General features: G+C 64.7%; 14 protein-coding genes. 7 read left to right on the top strand and 7 right to left on the bottom strand.

What is annotated here, in order from left to right; genetic code table 11:
• The first annotated feature begins 195 nt into the window (after positions 1–195).
• The 3 genes from GY791_18305 (at position 196) to GY791_18295 (ending at position 6,956) form a co-directional block, all read left to right on the top strand.
• Positions 196–1,653: an NAD(P)-dependent oxidoreductase gene (locus GY791_18305; protein ID MCP4330381.1), complete on the top strand. Its 1,458-nt coding sequence runs from the start codon at positions 196–198 to the stop codon at positions 1,651–1,653.
• A gap of 14 nt (positions 1,654–1,667) precedes the next feature.
• Complete coding sequence (gene gltB / locus GY791_18300; protein MCP4330380.1) at positions 1,668–6,209, top strand: glutamate synthase large subunit; 4,542 nt, start codon at positions 1,668–1,670, stop codon at positions 6,207–6,209.
• Positions 6,210–6,287: 78 nt separating this feature from the next.
• Positions 6,288–6,956 (top strand): glutathione S-transferase family protein, encoded by a 669-nt coding sequence (locus GY791_18295; protein ID MCP4330379.1) that lies wholly within the window; start codon positions 6,288–6,290, stop codon positions 6,954–6,956.
• Between the two features lie 213 nt (positions 6,957–7,169).
• On the opposite strand, the gene GY791_18290 is transcribed toward GY791_18295, so the two are convergent.
• A complete protein-coding gene (locus GY791_18290; GenBank protein ID MCP4330378.1) occupies positions 7,170–7,673 on the bottom strand; it encodes a MarR family transcriptional regulator in 504 nt (167 codons plus the stop codon).
• 104 nt (positions 7,674–7,777) lie between these two features.
• Positions 7,778–8,548: a hypothetical protein gene (locus tag GY791_18285; GenBank protein MCP4330377.1), complete on the bottom strand. Its 771-nt coding sequence runs from the start codon at positions 8,546–8,548 to the stop codon at positions 7,778–7,780.
• A 76-nt stretch (positions 8,549–8,624) separates the two neighbouring features.
• Between GY791_18285 and GY791_18280 the strand changes: the two genes are divergently transcribed.
• A complete protein-coding gene (locus GY791_18280) occupies positions 8,625–9,524 on the top strand; it encodes an SDR family oxidoreductase (GenBank protein ID MCP4330376.1) in 900 nt (299 codons plus the stop codon).
• Here the strand turns inward: GY791_18280 and GY791_18275 are convergent.
• Positions 9,509–10,291, bottom strand: a complete 783-nt coding sequence (locus GY791_18275; protein ID MCP4330375.1) for an alpha/beta hydrolase — start codon at positions 10,289–10,291, stop codon at positions 9,509–9,511. The two genes, GY791_18280 and GY791_18275, sit on opposite strands and share 16 nt — an antisense overlap.
• 140 nt (positions 10,292–10,431) lie before the next feature.
• On the opposite strand from GY791_18275, the gene thrS reads away from it, so the two are divergent.
• The 3 genes from thrS to GY791_18260 all read left to right on the top strand — a co-directional run bounded on the left by thrS (position 10,432) and on the right by GY791_18260 (position 14,517).
• Entirely contained in the window at positions 10,432–12,393 is a 1,962-nt protein-coding gene (gene thrS / locus GY791_18270; protein ID MCP4330374.1) for a threonine--tRNA ligase, read from the top strand.
• A gap of 119 nt (positions 12,394–12,512) precedes the next feature.
• Entirely contained in the window at positions 12,513–13,034 is a 522-nt protein-coding gene (locus GY791_18265) for a translation initiation factor IF-3 (GenBank protein ID MCP4330373.1), read from the top strand.
• A 178-nt stretch (positions 13,035–13,212) separates the two neighbouring features.
• Positions 13,213–14,517: an MHS family MFS transporter gene (locus GY791_18260; GenBank protein ID MCP4330372.1), complete on the top strand. Its 1,305-nt coding sequence runs from the start codon at positions 13,213–13,215 to the stop codon at positions 14,515–14,517.
• A gap of 123 nt (positions 14,518–14,640) precedes the next feature.
• Here GY791_18260 and GY791_18255 read toward each other — a convergent pair whose 3' ends face one another.
• The 4 genes from GY791_18255 to GY791_18240 form a co-directional block, all read right to left on the bottom strand.
• Entirely contained in the window at positions 14,641–15,684 is a 1,044-nt protein-coding gene (locus GY791_18255) for a permease (GenBank protein ID MCP4330371.1), read from the bottom strand.
• A 41-nt stretch (positions 15,685–15,725) separates the two neighbouring features.
• Positions 15,726–16,064, bottom strand: a complete 339-nt coding sequence (locus GY791_18250; GenBank protein ID MCP4330370.1) for a helix-turn-helix transcriptional regulator — start codon at positions 16,062–16,064, stop codon at positions 15,726–15,728.
• A 138-nt stretch (positions 16,065–16,202) separates the two neighbouring features.
• Positions 16,203–16,607, bottom strand: coding sequence for a GFA family protein (locus tag GY791_18245; GenBank protein MCP4330369.1), 405 nt, complete (start codon positions 16,605–16,607; stop codon positions 16,203–16,205).
• Positions 16,604–17,173 (bottom strand): paraquat-inducible protein A, encoded by a 570-nt coding sequence (locus tag GY791_18240; GenBank protein MCP4330368.1) that lies wholly within the window; start codon positions 17,171–17,173, stop codon positions 16,604–16,606. Before GY791_18240 ends, GY791_18245 begins: the two co-directional genes overlap by 4 nt.
• Between the last annotated feature and the right edge of the window lie 89 nt (positions 17,174–17,262).

The raw sequence follows: 17,262 nt of genomic DNA, 5'->3' as shown, positions 1-17,262 counted from the left end.
AGACTATCAGCAATCTATGACGAATAATTTCCGCAGAGTTAACCATAATTCATGGTATTGATTCGAGAAGTCGTAAACATGTCATACCTTTTTGCCGATTTTTGCTCGACTCGCGGCGGGGCCGATCGCATATTATCCACCGTTGCCCGAGCTTGCGTCCCAACAGCGAACCAAACCGATCGTCGGAGCGTCCGCATGCCCCCTACCATGCTCAAATTCGTCACCGTCGCGCAGACGACACCGCCGAAACGCGTGGCGGCGGAAAGGCGGACGGATTTCGATGAAATCTACGACGAATTCTCGCCCGCGCGGGCGGCCGAGCAGGCGGCGCGCTGTTCGCAATGCGGCATTCCATTCTGTCAGGTGCACTGTCCGTTGCAGAACAATATCCCGGATTGGCTGATGCTGACCGCAGAGGGGCGCCTTGAAGAGGCTTACGAAATGGCCGCCTCGACCAACAATATGCCCGAGATCTGCGGCCGAATTTGCCCGCAGGACCGGCTCTGCGAGGGCAATTGCGTGATCGAGCAATCGACCCACGGCACGGTCACCATTGGCGCGATTGAAAAGTACATTACCGAAACGGCGTGGCAGAGCGGCTGGGTGGCGCCATTGCGGCCGCGCCGCGAGCGCCCGCAGTCGATCGCCATCATCGGCGCCGGGCCCGGCGGGTTGGCCGCCGCCGAGGAATTGCGCCGCAGCGGCTACCAGATCGATGTCTATGACCGTTACGACCGCCTCGGCGGCCTGCTGATTTACGGTATTCCCAACTTCAAGCTCGAGAAATCGGTCGTCGTCCGGCGCACCGATCGGCTTGCCGAAGGGGGCATCCGGTTCCACCGCGATTTCGAGGTCGGCCGTGACGCGACGCTCGAACAATTGCGCGCCCGGCACGACGCCGTGCTGATTGCCACCGGGGTCTACGAGGCCCGCGAGATCGCGTTGCCGGGCGCCGGTCTCGACAATGTCGTCGCCGCGATGACCTATCTCACCGCGAGCAACCGCCATGGCCTTGGCGACGCGGTGCCCGACTACGACAACGGCCGCCTCGACGGCGCCGGCAAAGACGTCGTCGTGATCGGCGGCGGCGATACGGCGATGGATTGCGTACGCACCGCGGTGCGGCAAGGCGCGAAATCGGTCAGGTGTCTCTATCGCCGCGATCGTGCCAACATGCCGGGCTCGATGCGTGAGGTCGCGAATGCGGAAGAGGAGGGCGTCGAATTCATCTGGCAGTCGGCGCCGGAGGCTTTCCTGGGCGATGGCGCGGTCGGCGGCGTTCGTGCCCAACGCATGCGGCTCGACGCGCCCGATTCATCGGGACGGCAGCGTCCGGTTCCGATCGAGGGATCGAGCTTCACGATGGACGCCGACCTGGTGATCAAGGCGCTCGGGTTCGATCCCGAGGATTTGCCGCTGTTGTTCGGCGCCGATGACCTCGACGTAACCGAATGGGGCACCGTACGGATCGATCACCGGACGATGATGACCAATCTCGACGGCGTTTTCGCCGCCGGCGATATCGTCCGCGGAGCCTCCCTGGTGGTGTGGGCGATCCGCGACGGCCGTGACGCGGCCACGCAGATTCACCGGTACTTGGAAGCCAGGGCAGCCGCGACCGAGGCCGGGTCCGATCTGGCGCTCGCGTCGTGACCGGGGACCCGAGGATGGATAACGACGTGGACAGTCAGGGGTTCGTCGACACCTGGCGACGGAATTCGTCCCGGCTGACCGAAGCGGGCGCCTACGACCCGAGCCGCGAGCACGATTCCTGCGGCGTCGGCATGATCGCCGCAATCGACGGCAAGCCGCGCCGCGCCGTGGTCGAGGCCGGGATCACCGCGCTCAAGGCGGTGTGGCACCGCGGCGCCGTCGATGCCGATGGCAAGACCGGCGACGGCGCCGGCATCCATGTCCAGATTCCGCAGAACTTCGTCAAGGAACACGTTCAGCGCACCGGCCACGAATTACTGCCCGGGCGTCTCGGCGTCGGCATGATCTTCCTGCCGCGTACCGATTTCGCCGCCCAGGAGCGGTGCCGCTGTATCGTCGAGGACGAGATCCTCAAGTTCGGCTACTACATCTACGGCTGGCGTCAGGTGCCGTTCAACGTCGCGGTGATCGGCGAAAAGGCCAATGCCACGCGGCCCGAGATCGAACAGATCATGATCGCCAACAGCAAGGCGATCGACGACTATTACTTCGAGCTCGACCTCTACGTCATCCGCCGCCGCATCGAGAAGCGGGTCCTCGAGGAGCACATCAAAGGCTTCTATATCTGCTCGCTGTCGTGCCGTTCGATCATCTACAAGGGTATGTTCCTGGCCGAGCAACTGACCGATTTTTATCCCGACTTGCTCGACGACCGCTTCGTTTCGAATTTCGCGTTGTTCCATCAGCGCTACTCGACCAACACCTTCCCGACTTGGTACCTGGCGCAGCCGTTCCGTGTCATCGCCCATAACGGCGAGATCAACACGCTCACCGGCAACATCAATTGGATGAAATCGCACGAAACCCGCATGGCGCACGAGAATTTCGGCGACCATATCGACGATCTGCACCCGGTGATCCAGGCCGGCAGTTCCGATTCGGCGGCGCTCGATGCGGTTTTCGAAGTGCTCAGTCGAACGGGCTATATGCTGCCCTATGTCAAGACGCTGCTGATCCCGGAGGCATGGACCAACAAGACCACCGTGCCGCAATCCCATCGCGACCTCTACGCCTACTGCAATTCGGTCATGGAGCCGTGGGACGGTCCGGCGGCGATCGTCGGCTTCGGCGGCCGTTGGGTGGTGGCCGGCATGGATCGCAACGGCCTCCGCCCCATGCGCTACACCGTGACCGGTGACGGCATGCTGTTCGTCGGTTCCGAGACCGGCATGGTGTCGATCGACGAGGCAACGGTGGTCGAGAAGGGACGCGTCGGTCCGGGCCAGATGGTTGCCGTCGACCTCAAGGACGGCAAATTCTATAGCGATCTGGAAATCAAGGATTGGCTCGCCGGTCAGAAGCCCTATGGCGAGTGGGTTGCGCGCACGATCGTCCTCGACAGCCTGATCAGGACCGCGGTCGTGGAAGGCGCCGAGTTCTCGAAGGACGAGCTGCGGCGGCGCATGGTCGGCGTCGGCTGGTCGATGGAGGACCTCGAGCTGATCCTCCATCCGATGGTCGAGGACGCCAAGGAGGCGGTCGGCTCGATGGGCGACGACACGCCGGCCGCCGTGCTTTCGAAGCGCTACCGTGGTCTGCATCATTTCTTCCGGCAGAATTTCAGCCAAGTCACCAACCCGCCGATCGATTCGTTGCGCGAGCGCCGGGTGATGTCGCTCAAGACACGGCTCGGCAATCTCGGCAACATTCTCGAACAGGACGCCAGCCAGTGCGACGTCCTCCAGCTGGAGAGCCCGGTGCTGTCGAACGCCGAATTCGATGCTCTGCGGGGTTATCTCGGCGGCACCGCGCTCGAAATCGACTGCACGTTCGATGCCGCCGGCGGCGACGGCGCGCTGCGCGACGCCCTGACCCGCATCGAGAACGAAGCCGAGACGGCGATCCGCGGCGGCTGTACGCATGTCATCCTGTCTGACAAGGAGACCAGCGCGGCCAAAGCGCCGATCCCGATGATCTTGGCCACCGGCGCCGTTCACAGCCATCTCGTGCGACAGCAATTGCGCACCTTTACGTCGCTCAACGTTCGTTCGGGCGAATGCCTCGACGTCCACTATTTTGCCGTTCTCATCGGCGTCGGCGCGACCACAGTCAACGCATACCTGGCCCAAGAGGCGCTTGCCGACCGCCATCGCCGCGGGCTGTTCGGCGATATCGCCTTTGGCGACTGCGTCAAGCGCTTCAAGCAGGCGGTCGACGACGGTCTGCTCAAGATCATGTCGAAGATGGGCATTTCGGTGATCAGTTCCTATCGCGGCGGCTACAACTTCGAGGCCGTCGGTCTGTCGCGTTCGCTGGTGGCTGAATTCTTCCCCGGCCTGCCATCGCGGATTTCGGGCATCGGGCTGATCGGCATCCAGCAAAAGGTTTACGAAATCCATCGCCGTGCCTGGGCCGAGGACATCGTCGCCTTGCCGGTCGGCGGATTCTACAAATACCGCCGCGGCGGCGAGGCGCACGGCTTCGAGGGGACATTGATCCACGCCCTACAGCATGCGGTGGCGACCGATTCCTACACCACCTATCGCAAATACAGCGAAGGGCTGAAAAACCTGCCGCCGATAAATCTGCGCGATTTGTGGGCTTTCGATTCGAGCCGCGCGCCGGTGTCGAGCGAAGAAGTCGAATCGATCACCGAGATCCGCAAGCGGTTCGTGACCCCGGGCATGTCGCTCGGCGCGCTCAGCCCGGAAGCGCACGAAACCCTGACCATCGCCATGAACCGGATCGGCGCGGCGTCGGTGTCCGGCGAGGGCGGTGAAGGGGCGGAACGGTTCAAGCCCCGGCCCAACGGCGACAATGCCAATTCGCCGGTCAAGCAGATCGCGTCCGGGCGCTTCGGCGTGACCGCGGAATATCTCAACAATTGCCGCGAGATCGAGATCAAGGTGGCGCAAGGTGCCAAGCCGGGCGAGGGCGGCCAGCTGCCCGGGTTCAAGGTCACCGAAATGATTGCGCGCCTGCGCCATGCGACGCCGGGCGTGTCGCTGATTTCACCGCCGCCCCATCACGACATCTATTCGATCGAGGATCTGGCCCAGCTGATCTATGACCTCAAACAGATCAACCCCGACGCGCAGGTCTGCGTAAAGCTGGTTTCGCGCACCGGCATCGGCACCATCGCCGCCGGCGTCGCCAAGGCCAAGGCCGACGTGATCCTAATCTCGGGCCATGTCGGCGGGACCGGCGCGAGCCCGCAGACCAGTATCAAATATGCCGGTGTTCCCTGGGAAATGGGGCTCAGCGAGGTGCACCAGGTGCTCACCCTCAATCGGCTCCGCCACAACATCAAGCTGCGGGTCGACGGCGGCATCAAGACCGGGCGCGACGTGGTCATCGCGGCGATGCTCGGCGGCGAGGAATTCGGCGTCGGCACCACTTCGTTGATCGCCATGGGCTGCATCATGGTCCGCCAATGCCACAGCAACACCTGCCCGGTCGGGGTCTGCACCCAGGACGAGCGGCTGCGCGAAAAGTTCACCGGCAGCCCGGAGAAGGTGGTCAACCTGTTCTCGTTCATGGCCGAGGAGGTGCGGGAGATCTTGGCCTCGCTCGGCTTCCGGTCGCTGAAGGAGATCATCGGCCGTTCCGACCTGTTGTTCCAGGTCAGCCGCGGCGCCGCCCATCTCGACGACCTCGACCTCAACGGGCTGCTGACCCAGGCCGATCCCGGCGACTATCCGCGCTACTGCACCTTGGAAGGTCGCAACGAAGTGCCCGACACCCTCGACGCCCAAATGGTCAAGGATGCGTTTCGCGCCCTCGAAGACGGCGAGAAAATGCAGCTCACCTATAATATCCGCAACACCCAGCGCGCGATCGGTACCCGCATCTCGTCCCACATCACCCGGCGCTTCGGCATGTTCACGCTGCCCGAGGGCCACCTGACCGTGCGCCTGCGCGGTTCCGCCGGCCAGTCGCTTGGCGCCTTCGCGGTGCAGGGGCTAAAGCTCGAAGTGTTCGGCGACGCCAACGACTATGTCGGCAAGGGCCTCTCGGGCGGCACCATCGTCGTCCGCCCGACGGCGGCCAGCCCGCTGCAGACCGAACGCAATACGATCATCGGCAACACCTGTCTTTATGGCGCCACCGCCGGCGTGTTGTTCGCCGCCGGCCAGGCTGCGGAGCGGTTCTCGGTGCGGAACTCCGGCGCCGACACGGTCGTCGAGGGATGCGGCGCCAACGGTTGCGAATACATGACCGGCGGCACCGCCGTCATCCTCGGCGCGATCGGTGACAATTTCGCTGCCGGCATGACCGGCGGCATGGCCTTCGTTTACGATGTCGACGATCGCCTGCCCGACTTGATCAATCCGGATTCGGTCGTCTTTCAGCGAATCGAGACGGCGTATTGGGCCGACCGCTTGCGCGACATGGTGGTGCGCCATGCGCGGGAGACGCAATCGACCTATGGCGCCAGCCTGCTGCACAATTGGGACGGCGCCTTGCGCCACTTCTGGCAGGTGGTGCCGAAGGAGATGGTGGCGCGGCTCGACCATCCCATCACCGAGGCCGCCGCCGGCGAGCGCCGCGCCTAGAACGCTCCGACCGGGACCGGTCGGGGGTCATTGGAACCGTTTCCTCGGCGCCGCATATCGCGATAGACTCGCGCCGCCATGCGCACGCTTTATCATCTGCCACTGTCGCCGTTTTGCCGCCAGATCCGCATCGCCGCGGCGGAGAAAGAAGTGGAGATCACGCTGCGCGCGGAAAAGGTCTGGGAGCGGCGTCCGGAGTTCCTCGCCCTCAACCCGGCCGGTGAGGTGCCGGTGCTGGTCGAGGACGACGGCGTCACGGTGGTCGGCGCCGGGCCGATCTCCGAATATTTCGAGGACGTCCATCCCGATCCGCCCCTCTATGGCCTTTCGCCGCGGGCGCGCGCCGAGGTCCGCCGTCTGGTCGCGTGGTTCGACCTCAAGTTCGATCGTGAGGTCGGGCAGAACCTGGTCGGCGAGAAAGTCACGAAACGGTTTCTCGGCCAAGGCCAGCCGGAGGTGCATCGCATCCGCGCCGGCCGTCACAACATCAAGACCCACCTCGATTACATCGCCTATCTCTCGGACCGTCGCCGCTGGTTGGCCGGTGACGCCATGTCGCTGGCCGACATCGCGGCCGCCGCCCATCTGTCGACGGTCGACTATATCGACGAGATCCCGTGGGACGAGCACCCGCTGGCCAAGGATTGGTATGTTCGCATGAAATCGCGGCCCAGCCTGCGTGCCATCCTCGCCGACCTGATCGCCGGCCTGCCGCCGCCGGACCACTACGCCGACCTCGATTTCTGAGGACTTAAAGCCCTCGCGCCATGCCGATGGCGAGGAACCGCCGAAAGGGTTCCGGCTTCCGCGCAGGCTCTCGAGATTTCATCGACGGCGACGCGTCCCGGCGCCACGCTGCGGTTGGTTTCGCGGGTGTCGGCCGGTGCGTGACCGTGCCATGGCTCCAGCCCGTGATCATCAGCGACCAGATGTCCCGATCGGAATGGTGTCGTTGGTGTTTCATTGCGCGGCGGCCTCTACTGGACAGGTTTGAAGCGGGCACACCGATTCGTCGCAAAGGCGGCAAATGTGATCGGCATGGGTACGGTTGCGGGTGACGGCGTTGAGAATCTTCTCGGTAATTTGGCTCAGTTGCCTCTGTTCGTCGTCCGACAAGGATGCCAGCGCCGCGGCGAGCACCGATCGGCGGGCAGCGAGACTGGACTTGCGGCAGCGCCGCCCGGCGGCCGTGAGGTAAAGCGCTGCCGATCTTCCGTCGGCGCCGCGCCGGCGTTCGACCAAGCCGTCCGCCACAAGCCGGTCGATCAGGCGCACGGTGGCCGAATGGCTGAGGCCGAGCGTCTGGCTCAGCGTGTCGATGGTTTCGCCAGGGGCCCAGCCGATCGATACGATCGCCGCCGGAGCGTTGGCGCCGCGGGTCGCGCGCTCCTCGACGGCGGCACGCATGTCGTCGGTAAGGACCAACGCCAACGCGCCTAAGAGATTCATCGTTCGTGCCGTCATGAGATAAATATATGCGTGTTGCATACATATGTCAAGTTTCCAGTTTCTATCTACGACGGACACTCCTACGGCTCGCGGGATTGGCGGCCCTATGCGCGCAGTCGTTAGTCCTCGATCTTGACGTCGAGCTTTTCAAGGTTGGCGCGGGCGGCATCGGCGGGGATCGATTCGGGATCGGTCTGCAGCAGCTTGATCCAGTCGGCCCGCGCCGCCGCGTCGTCACCGATGAGCCGATACAGATTGCCGCGCTCGAGCAGGGCGCCAAGATTGTCGGGCTGCAAGGCGAGGGCGCGCTCGACATCCTGCATCGCCAACTCGGCGTTCTCGACAAAGCGATAGGCGGTGGCGCGCATGACCAGCGCTTCGACGTTTTTGGCATCGGTCTCGATCACGGCGTTGAGGTCGTCGATCGCTTCCCAGTATTTGCCGCCGAGGGCGAGGACCGTGCTGCGGCCGACCAGCGCCGCGTCGTAGCCGGGTTGCAAGGTGAGCGCGGCGTCGTAGTTGGTGGCGCTGCGGCCGAGGTCGCCATGGAGCATCCAGGCATCGCCCGCCTGGCGCAGGACGGCGGGGCGCAACCGGGCTTCGTCGCCGACCATGTCCTGGGCCAGTTGCTCGAGCCGAGTCGCGGCCTGGGCATAGTGTTCGAGGCTGAGCAGCGCGGTCGCCGCGCAGTGGCGGGCCGGAAAACCGCCGCCCTGGTAACTCCACGCCATCGCGTTCTCGAACGCCGCGTCGGGGCTGCGCTCGGCCTGTTCGATGCACTGGGCGTAGCGCCGTGCGTCGCTTTGCTCGCTCGCCGCGCCCGCCGGTGTTGGCGCGCCAAGGGCCGCGGCCAGGCAAACCGCAAGAAGGGGATAACGCTGAGGGCGCAATGTCTTGTCTCTCGCTGGAAGGTCCCCGTAGAGTTGATGGACTTGGTGGCGATTTCAAGGCCGAAGGAGCGATCCCATGCCGCGACCAAAATCCGCGCCGCACCTGTTTTGCTTCGGACTGGGCTTCAGCGCGCGGACGCTGGCCGACCGCGTCCTGGCGCGAGGCGGGACGGTCGCCGGAACTTGCCGCTCGGCCGACAAACAAGCAGCGCTGCGCGGGGCCGGGATCGAGGCTCACATTTTCGACGGCACGGCCCCGCTCGCCGATGCCGCGGCCCTGTTCAGCGATGCCACGCATGTGTTGAGCTCGGTGCCGCCCGATGCCGACGGCGACCCGGTGCTGCGATATCATTTCGAGGATCTCGCCGAGGCGAGCGATGTCGATTGGATCGGTTACCTATCGACCACCGGGGTCTATGGCGACCGCGGCGGCGGCTGGGTCGACGAGGGCTCGGCACTGGAGCCGACCGGCGCGCGCGGCGCGCGGCGGGTGACCGCGGAAGCGCAGTGGCAGGATCTATGGTGGGACCACGACCGTCCGGTCCATCTGTTCCGCCTGGCCGGAATTTACGGTCCCGGACGCAACGCGCTGGAGACGGTGCGACAGGGCCGCGCCCGGCGTATCCATAAGGCGGGCCAGGTGTTCTCCCGCATCGCGGTCGAGGACATCGCCGAAACATTGGCGCGGTCGATGGCCGATCCGAACCCGGGCCGGGTCTACAACGTGTGCGACGACGACCCGGCGCCGCCCGACGAGGTCATCGCCTTCGCCTGCGAGCTGTTGGACGTGGCGCCGCCGCCGCTGATCCCGTTTCATCAAGCGGAGGCGGAGATGTCGCCGATGGCGTTGAGCTTCTATCGCGACAACAAGCGGGTGCGAAACGATCGCATCAAGGACGAGCTCGGCGTCGTGCTGCGCTATCCCGACTACAGGACCGGGCTGCGTGCGCTGCTTGCCGATTACGCCGACAACTGATCGAGCAAGCGGCCGAGGGTATCCGTCAACCGCGCCAGATCCGCCGCCTCGGACAACCGGTGGTCGCCGTCCTTGATCAAGGTGATCTCGACGTCGGTCGAGGCGAGGCGGTCGGCGATTCGCAACGAGGTCTGCCACGGCACGTCCGGGTCCTTCATGCCGTGGATCAGGCGAACCGGACAGGAAAGCGGGATCGGCGCGCGCAGCAAGAGATGATTGCGCCCGTCCTCGACCAGGGCGCGGGTGATCGGCGTCGGCTCGTCGTCGTATTGGGAGGGCTCATGCCACACCCCCTCGGTTTCCAATGCCGCCTTCATCGCGTCGTCGGCCACCGACCAGATCAGGTCCTCGGTAAAATCCGGCGCCGGCGCGATGCCGACCAGCCCGGCGATCCGCTCCGGCCGGGCGAGTGCCGCCAACAGCATGGTCCAACCGCCCATCGATGAGCCGACCAGCACCTGCGGTCCCTCGGTCAAGGCATCGAGCGTTTCGACCGCGTCCGCCGCCCAGACACCGATTGTTCCGTCGGTGAGTTTTCCCGAGGATTCGCCGTGGCCGCTGTAATCGAACCGCAGATAGGCTTGGCCTCGCGCGCGGCAGTAGGCGTCGAGCACGGCGGCCTTGGTGCCGGCCATGTCGGACCGGAAACCGGGCAGGAAGACCACGCCCGGACCCGAGCCCGGGTTGCGGCGATGCGATATCCAGCCGCCGTCCGCCCGTTCGAGGCGGGGCGCCGGCTCCGCGCCATGCGAGTCGCTGTCGGTCATCGTCCTCAGCTAACCTATTGCGCGAGGCGAGTCCAGCCGACCGCCGAATGGCTTGAAAAGTGGTGGCGGCGACGGCTCCTTTACGCTAGTTTCCGGCGCCCTATTTCATGCCACGAGAGGAATCCGGAGCCGGTCCCGTCATGGAACTGCCGCAACCCATTTCCGAAGCGTCGCCGACCGGCGGCGCGGTCAACGTGACGTTGCCGGACGGCAGCGTGCGCACGTTCGACCGTGCGCCGAGCGGCGCGGAAGTGGCGGCCGACATCGGACCCGGCCTGGCCAAGGCGGCGATGGCCGTGCGCGTCGATGGCGTGATGCGGGACCTCGCCGCAGTGATCGACCGCGACGCCCACGTATCGATCGTCACCGCCAAGGACCCGGACGCCCTCGAACTGCTGCGCCACGACGCCGCCCACGTCATGGCCGAGGCGGTCAAGGAGCTCTATCCCGACACCCAGGTCACCATCGGCCCGGCGATCGAGGACGGGTTCTACTACGACTTTGCCCGGCCGGATCCGTTCACGCCCGACGACCTCGAAACGATCGAGGCCCGCATGCGTGAGATCGTCGCGCGCGACGAGACGATCACGCGCGAAATATGGAAGCGTCAGGACGCGATCGCCTATTTCGAGGGCGCGGACGAGCTTTACAAGGCGGAGATCATTCGCGACCTGCCCGAGGACGAAGCCATCAGCATCTACCGCCAGGGCGATTTTCTCGACCTCTGTGTCGGCCCGCATCTGCCGTCGACAGGCAAGCTGGGCCGTGCCTTCAAGTTGATGAAGGTGGCCGGCGCCTATTGGCGCGGCGATTCGCGCAACGAGATGTTGCAGCGGATCTATGGCACCGCCTGGGCCGACGACAAGCAACTCGCCGCCTATTTGCACCGATTGGAAGAGGCCGAGCGCCGCGACCACCGGCGGCTCGGCCGCGAGATGAACCTGTTCCACCAGCAGGAGGAAGCGGCGGGCAGCGTGTTCTGGCACCCCAAGGGGTGGACGCTCTACCGGACCTGCGAGGCCTATATGCGCCGCCGGCTCGACGCGGCCGGCTATGTCGAGGTCAAGACGCCGCAGCTGGTCGATCGGGCGCTTTGGGAGTCCTCCGGGCACTGGGAGAAATTCCGCGAGAACATGTTTACGACCGAGGCCGATGACGAACACATCCTCGCGCTCAAGCCGATGAACTGCCCGTGCCATGTCCAAATCTTCAAGCAGGGCATCAAGAGCTATCGCGACCTGCCGCTGAAGATGGCCGAGTTCGGCTCATGCCACCGCAACGAGCCGTCGGGCGCGCTGCACGGCCTGATGCGGGTGCGCGCCTTCACCCAGGACGACGCGCATATCTTCTGCACCGAGGACCAGATCACCGCCGAGACCGAGAAATTCTGCACCCTGCTGATGAGTATCTACCGCGATTTCGGGTTCGATGACGTCATCATTCGCTTCGCCGACCGGCCGCCGGTGCGCGCGGGCAGCGACGCGACCTGGGACAAGGCGGAGACTGCGCTCAAGGACGCGGTCGAGGCGGCTGGTATGACATGGGAGCTCAACCCGGGCGACGGCGCCTTCTATGGCCCCAAGCTCGATTTCGTGCTCCGCGATGCGATCGGCCGCGAATGGCAATGCGGGACCTGGCAGGTCGATTTCGTGCTGCCGGAGCGCCTCGACGCGACCTATGTCGCCGAGGACGGCCAGAAGCACCGGCCCGTGATGTTGCATCGGGCCATTCTCGGCTCGTTCGAGCGTTTCATCGGCGTTCTTATCGAACATTATGCCGGCCGGTTCCCGCTGTGGCTGGCGCCGGTCCAGGCGGTGGTGGCGACGATCACCGGTGACGCCGACGATTACGCGCGCGATGTCGCCGCCGAGATGGCCGTGGCCGGGCTTCGCGTCGAGACCGACCTGCGCAACGAAAAGATCAATTACAAGGTGCGCGAGCACAGCCTGGCCAAGGTGCCGGTGATCGTTGTCGTCGGCAACCGCGAGGCCAAGGAACGCTCGGTGGCGCTGCGGCGGCTCGGCGGCAAGGCGCAAGAAATCCTTGCCCTTGGTGAGGCAGTAACTACACTTAGCGAAGAAGCTCGAAGTCCCGTGGCCTGACCCAAGGTCGCCGGACCCGCCCAGGCGAGGTATTCCTTGGGCGGGTTGCCGTGCGTCCCTGGCAAGGGGGCTTGGCCGCGGGCCGGAAATGAAGGAGGAACTACATAGCACGACCACCCATTAACGCCCAGCCGGTCCGGGAGGGACCACGGGCGAACGAGCAGATCACGGCCTCTGATATACGGCTGATCGACCAAAACGGAGAAAATGTCGGTCTCGTATCGGCCGCGCGGGGACGACAGATGGCAGAAGAGGCGGGGCTCGACCTCGTCGAGATTTCACCCAATTCGGATCCGCCGGTGTGCAAGATTCTCGATCTTGGCAAGCTCAAATACGAAACCCAGAAGCGCAAGAACGAAGCTCGCAAGAAGCAGAAGACGATCGACGTCAAGGAGATCAAGATGCGCCCCGGGATCGAGGATCATGACTACGAGGTCAAGATGCGGAACATGGTCCGGTTCCTCGGCGAGGGCGACAAGGTCAAGGTGACATTGCGCTTCCGTGGCCGCGAGCTGGCCCATCAGGATCTGGGCGCCCGCGTCCTCGACCGGGTCCGCGAGGACCTCGACGAGATCGCCAAGGTCGAGCAGTTTCCGAAAATGGAAGGCCGCCAGATGGTGATGGTGATCGCGCCGCGTTAGTCAGCGGCGCCTCGCGTTCTCGCTTCGAGATTCGACCACGCAGGGTTGCCTTTGATGCGCCGCCGCCCGAGTCCAATCGGCTGGAGCGTGCTTGCGTGAGTTCTGTCGCCGATCCAAACATCTCCGAATCGGGCCGATCTCCCATCGTGACGGCCGCTGGAATGGACGAGGGTCGGCGATGATGAAAGACGCGATCGACGAGCCCGGCGGGAGCGATACGAGGCCGACCGAGGCGACGCCGAGGACGATTTTCGCGTGCACGATCGGCAACGTGCTGGAGTGGTACGATTTCACCGCCTACGGCTTCTTGGCCGTTTTCATTGGTAGCGAATTCTTCCCCTCCAGCGATCCCGTCGCCTCGTTGCTCGCGGCCTTCGGCGTGCTCGCAGCGGGCTACGCGGCGCGTCCCATCGGAAGCGTCATTTACGGTCATCTCGGCGACCGCAGGGGCCGCAAGCCAACGATGATCTTGGCGATGTCGATCATGGGGGTCGCGACGGTTCTGATCGGCCTGCTGCCGACCTATACACAGATCGGCGTCGCCGCCGCTGTTCTGCTTGTCCTATTGCGCGTTGCTCAAGGCATCTCGGTCGCCGGCGAGTACAGCTCGTCTGCGGTGCTGCTGGTCGAAAAGGCGCCCTCGGCACGGCGCGGTTTTATCGGCAGTTGGATCGCCTTCGGCAACCTTGCCGGCTGCCTTCTTGGCTCCGGTGTCGCGTCGCTGACGAGCACTGTCTTGGGCGATGCGGTGATGGGCGACTGGGGATGGCGGCTGCCATTCCTGTTCGGCGGCGTTATCGCGGTCGTTGGTATCGTCGTGCGCCGCCGGCTCGGCGAATCGCCGGCGATGCCGAAGCCAGAGGATGTTGCCCGCTCGCCGGTTGTCGAGGCCGTCCGCTTCCACTGGCGGGAAATCCTGACCATCATCGGGCTGTGCCTGCCGATCGCGGTCGGATATTTCATCATCTTCGTTTACGCGGCCTCCTACCTCACCGACCAGATGCATTTCACCACCGCCGAGGCGATGGACATCAATACGATCAGTCTGGTCGCGCTGTCGTTGTTCATTCCGATTACAGGCCTTTGTTCCGATCTCATCGGCCGCAAGCCGGTCCTCTTCATCGCTCAGATCGGCACCGTCATTCTGGCCTGGCCGATGTGGTCCCTGATGCATGAACCGGCGCTTGGCATGGTGCTTCTCGGGCAGACCGCGCTCGCCGTCATCAATGGCATGGGGTGGGCGATGACGATTCCGGTGATGATCGAATTCTTGCCCGCCAAGGTCCGCTGCAGCGGCGCCGGGATCGGCTACAACCTGTGCCTCGGGATCTTCGGCGGCACGACGCCCTGGGTAGCGACCTACCTGGTCCAGCGCACCGGCGATGCCTACGCGCCGATCTATTACCTGATCGCCGCCGCTTTGATCTCGTGCGGAGCTGTCCTGAGTATGCGTGAGATGGCGCGTCGGCCCTTGCCGGCGTAGACAAACGTCGTCGTTTCGGCGTTTCCCTGCAACGTTGGCGCGAGGTGTCGGGGGGACAGGGGAGGGCCCGAAGTTGACGCCGTTCCGCTGCGGTCATGGTCGACCGGACCAGATCTTGCCCGATCAAATCGCCAGGAACACGACACCGGCGAGTATGGATCCGATAAGCGCGAAGCCGAGATAAGCGGTGAATACCGGGGCCTTGACGAGCGCATAGACGGCCACGGCGGCGGGAATCGAGCTGACGCCGCCAGCGACCAGGAATGCCATACCGGCGCCCGGCGACATACCGGACTCGATCAGCCCGCCGACCAGCGGCAAGGCCGCATACCCGTTGAGGTAGGCCGGTATGCCGACGAGCGCGGCGATGACGATCGGACCGACACCGTCGCCGCCGACCGCGGTGGCGATCCAGCCGGCCGGGACATAGGCCATCATCAGGCTCTCGAGGAGGAACGCGATTGTCAGCCACTTGGCGAGGAACAGAAAGCTGGACAGCGCCTCGCGGCCGAAGGTGGTGCGGCGATCGGCCGCGTTCCAGAAGGTCCAAGCGACGTCGCTGGGCGTGGTGAGACGCCGCGCGGCGCAACCGTCGCCGGCGATCCCGTCGCGAAGCGGTGCTTCGAACATGCCGAGGCGTTGACCGGCCAGGATTCCGAATCCACCAAACAGGCCGAGTCCGACGGCCGCCGCCGTCTTCGCCAACGCGAAGGGCAGGCCGAGGGTGCCGGCGGTGAGGACGAACATCGACGGGTCCATAATCGGTGACGACAACCAGAATGCCATCACCGCGGCCAACGGCACGCCCATCGCCAGCAGCGCCGCAATGAGCGGGATGACACCGCATGAGCAGAATGGCGACAGGGCGCCGATGAGCGCGGCGGCGAGGATCATCAACGCGATCCGGCCCTGGAAGGCGCGAGCAATCAGCGCGTCTGCCCCGCTCGCCTTGGCATAAGCGGCGGCGCCGATCGCAACGGCCAGGAACGGTAGAATGTCGATCAAGGCACCGAGGACGAACGCAATCGAATCCACGCCCTGAGCGCGGTCGACGAGAAGCAGGAGCACGACGATCGCCGCTGTCAGGCCCCAGACCGGGTCGACCAGACGGGTCAGGCCTGACCGGCCCCCATCCGAAGCCCGCGTTGTAACGCTAAAATCGGCCATACATCTACATCCTTAGTTTAATCGAATTAAAGGGCAAAAAATCAGCCCGCCGTCGCCATCTCGACCGATCCGGGCATATTGCCGAGTTCGATCGGCAGTCCTTCGCAGCATTCGCGCATGACGTAGGCGACAAGATCGGTCATCTGCCGATAACCGGCGGTGCAAATGACTTCACGGCCGTCCTTGCGCTGCTCGATCAATCCGGCCTGCGCCAGACGGGCAATGTGGTGGGCCAGCGTTGAGGCCGGCACGTCGAGGTGCCGCTGGATACGGCCGACTGTCAGGCCGTCCGGCCCGGCCTTGACCAGAAGCCGGAACAGGTGAAGGCGTGTCTCGTTGCCGAGGGCCGAAAGTCCAATCGCCGCCTGGTGATCGTTCATGGGTGACCTCCTAACAGAAATCTATATAACTAGATATATAGTTATGTCAAGTGAGTTTTAAGAAACTCTGCCGCTCTGATCTCGAGCGTGGCACCGACATGATCTTCGGTTCGGGCCTCGGCCGTGGAAGGGGATCGGCTACTGACGCTCGACGCGTTCGATCGCCGCCACGTCGTCGATCCAGTCGAGAGCCGAGCGGGTCCAGAGCTGCTTGGCCGGGCGGAGGGTGTTGCGCTGGCGCACCGTGCCGGCACGCAGGCCGAGCAGTTTCGGTCCCTCGCCGGGGTCCGCCGAATAGATCGGTGTGCCGCATTCGGGGCAGAAGGCTTGGGCGCGGGGCCGCCCGCTTTCGGCCGTCTTGACGTAAATCTTGGGCGCCCCGGTGACAAAGGCGAAATCGCTGTCGGGAGCAAACACCACGGTTCGAAACGCCGTGCCCGACAAGGTTTGGCAGTCGGTGCAATGGCAAATGATGACGTCCCCGGGGTCGACTTCCGCCCGGTAGGTCAGGTAGCCGCAGTGACAGCCGCCGTCGATCTTCATTCCGGTTCTCCCGAGACTTGCGGTTGGCGGTCGCCGCCATCTGCACCGATCGCCGCCGTGCGCGCGCGTCGGGCGACACGGCGGACGACGACGATCGAGAGCACGACGGCGGCGGCGAAGACGTACAGGCCCGAATGGATGACCACGTCGGAAACCATCGACAACTTGATCACGACGACGAGGAGGGCGGCGACGAAGACGTCGAGCATCGACCAACGGCCGAGCGCCTCGATCCAGCCGAGCAGACGGTGCAGCCGACCGGAGGCGCGGTCCAGTTTGCGCAACACCGTGGCGGCAACGATCAGCTTGATCGCCGGGAACAATATCGTAAAGACGAAGACGATCAGGAAAAGCATGATGTCGCCGCTGTCGAGGAGGCGAAAGGTGCCGTCGAGAATCGACACCTGGTCGCTGAAAACGACCATCGTCTTGACCGTCATCACCGGCAGCAGCCACCCGGCGACCAGGAGAATTGCCGTTCCCCCGAGCCACCAAGCGAGGTGGTCGTCGAACAGGGCGGCCAGGCGCCGGACGAGCGGCCGGGCCGGATTGTTGGCATTGTTCATCGCGCTGTTTCCGCGCCTCGGGTCAATCGGGATCGGATGCCACTTAACGGAACGACCCGGCGCTTCGCAAGCCTTGCGTTCCCCCGCTA

It is taken from the genome of Alphaproteobacteria bacterium (assembly GCA_024244705.1).
In the GTDB taxonomy this organism is placed as follows: domain Bacteria; phylum Pseudomonadota; class Alphaproteobacteria; order JAAEOK01; family JAAEOK01; genus JAAEOK01.
The sequence above is the reverse complement of the archived record's forward strand: the minus strand, read 5'-3'. Positions and strand labels throughout refer to the sequence as shown.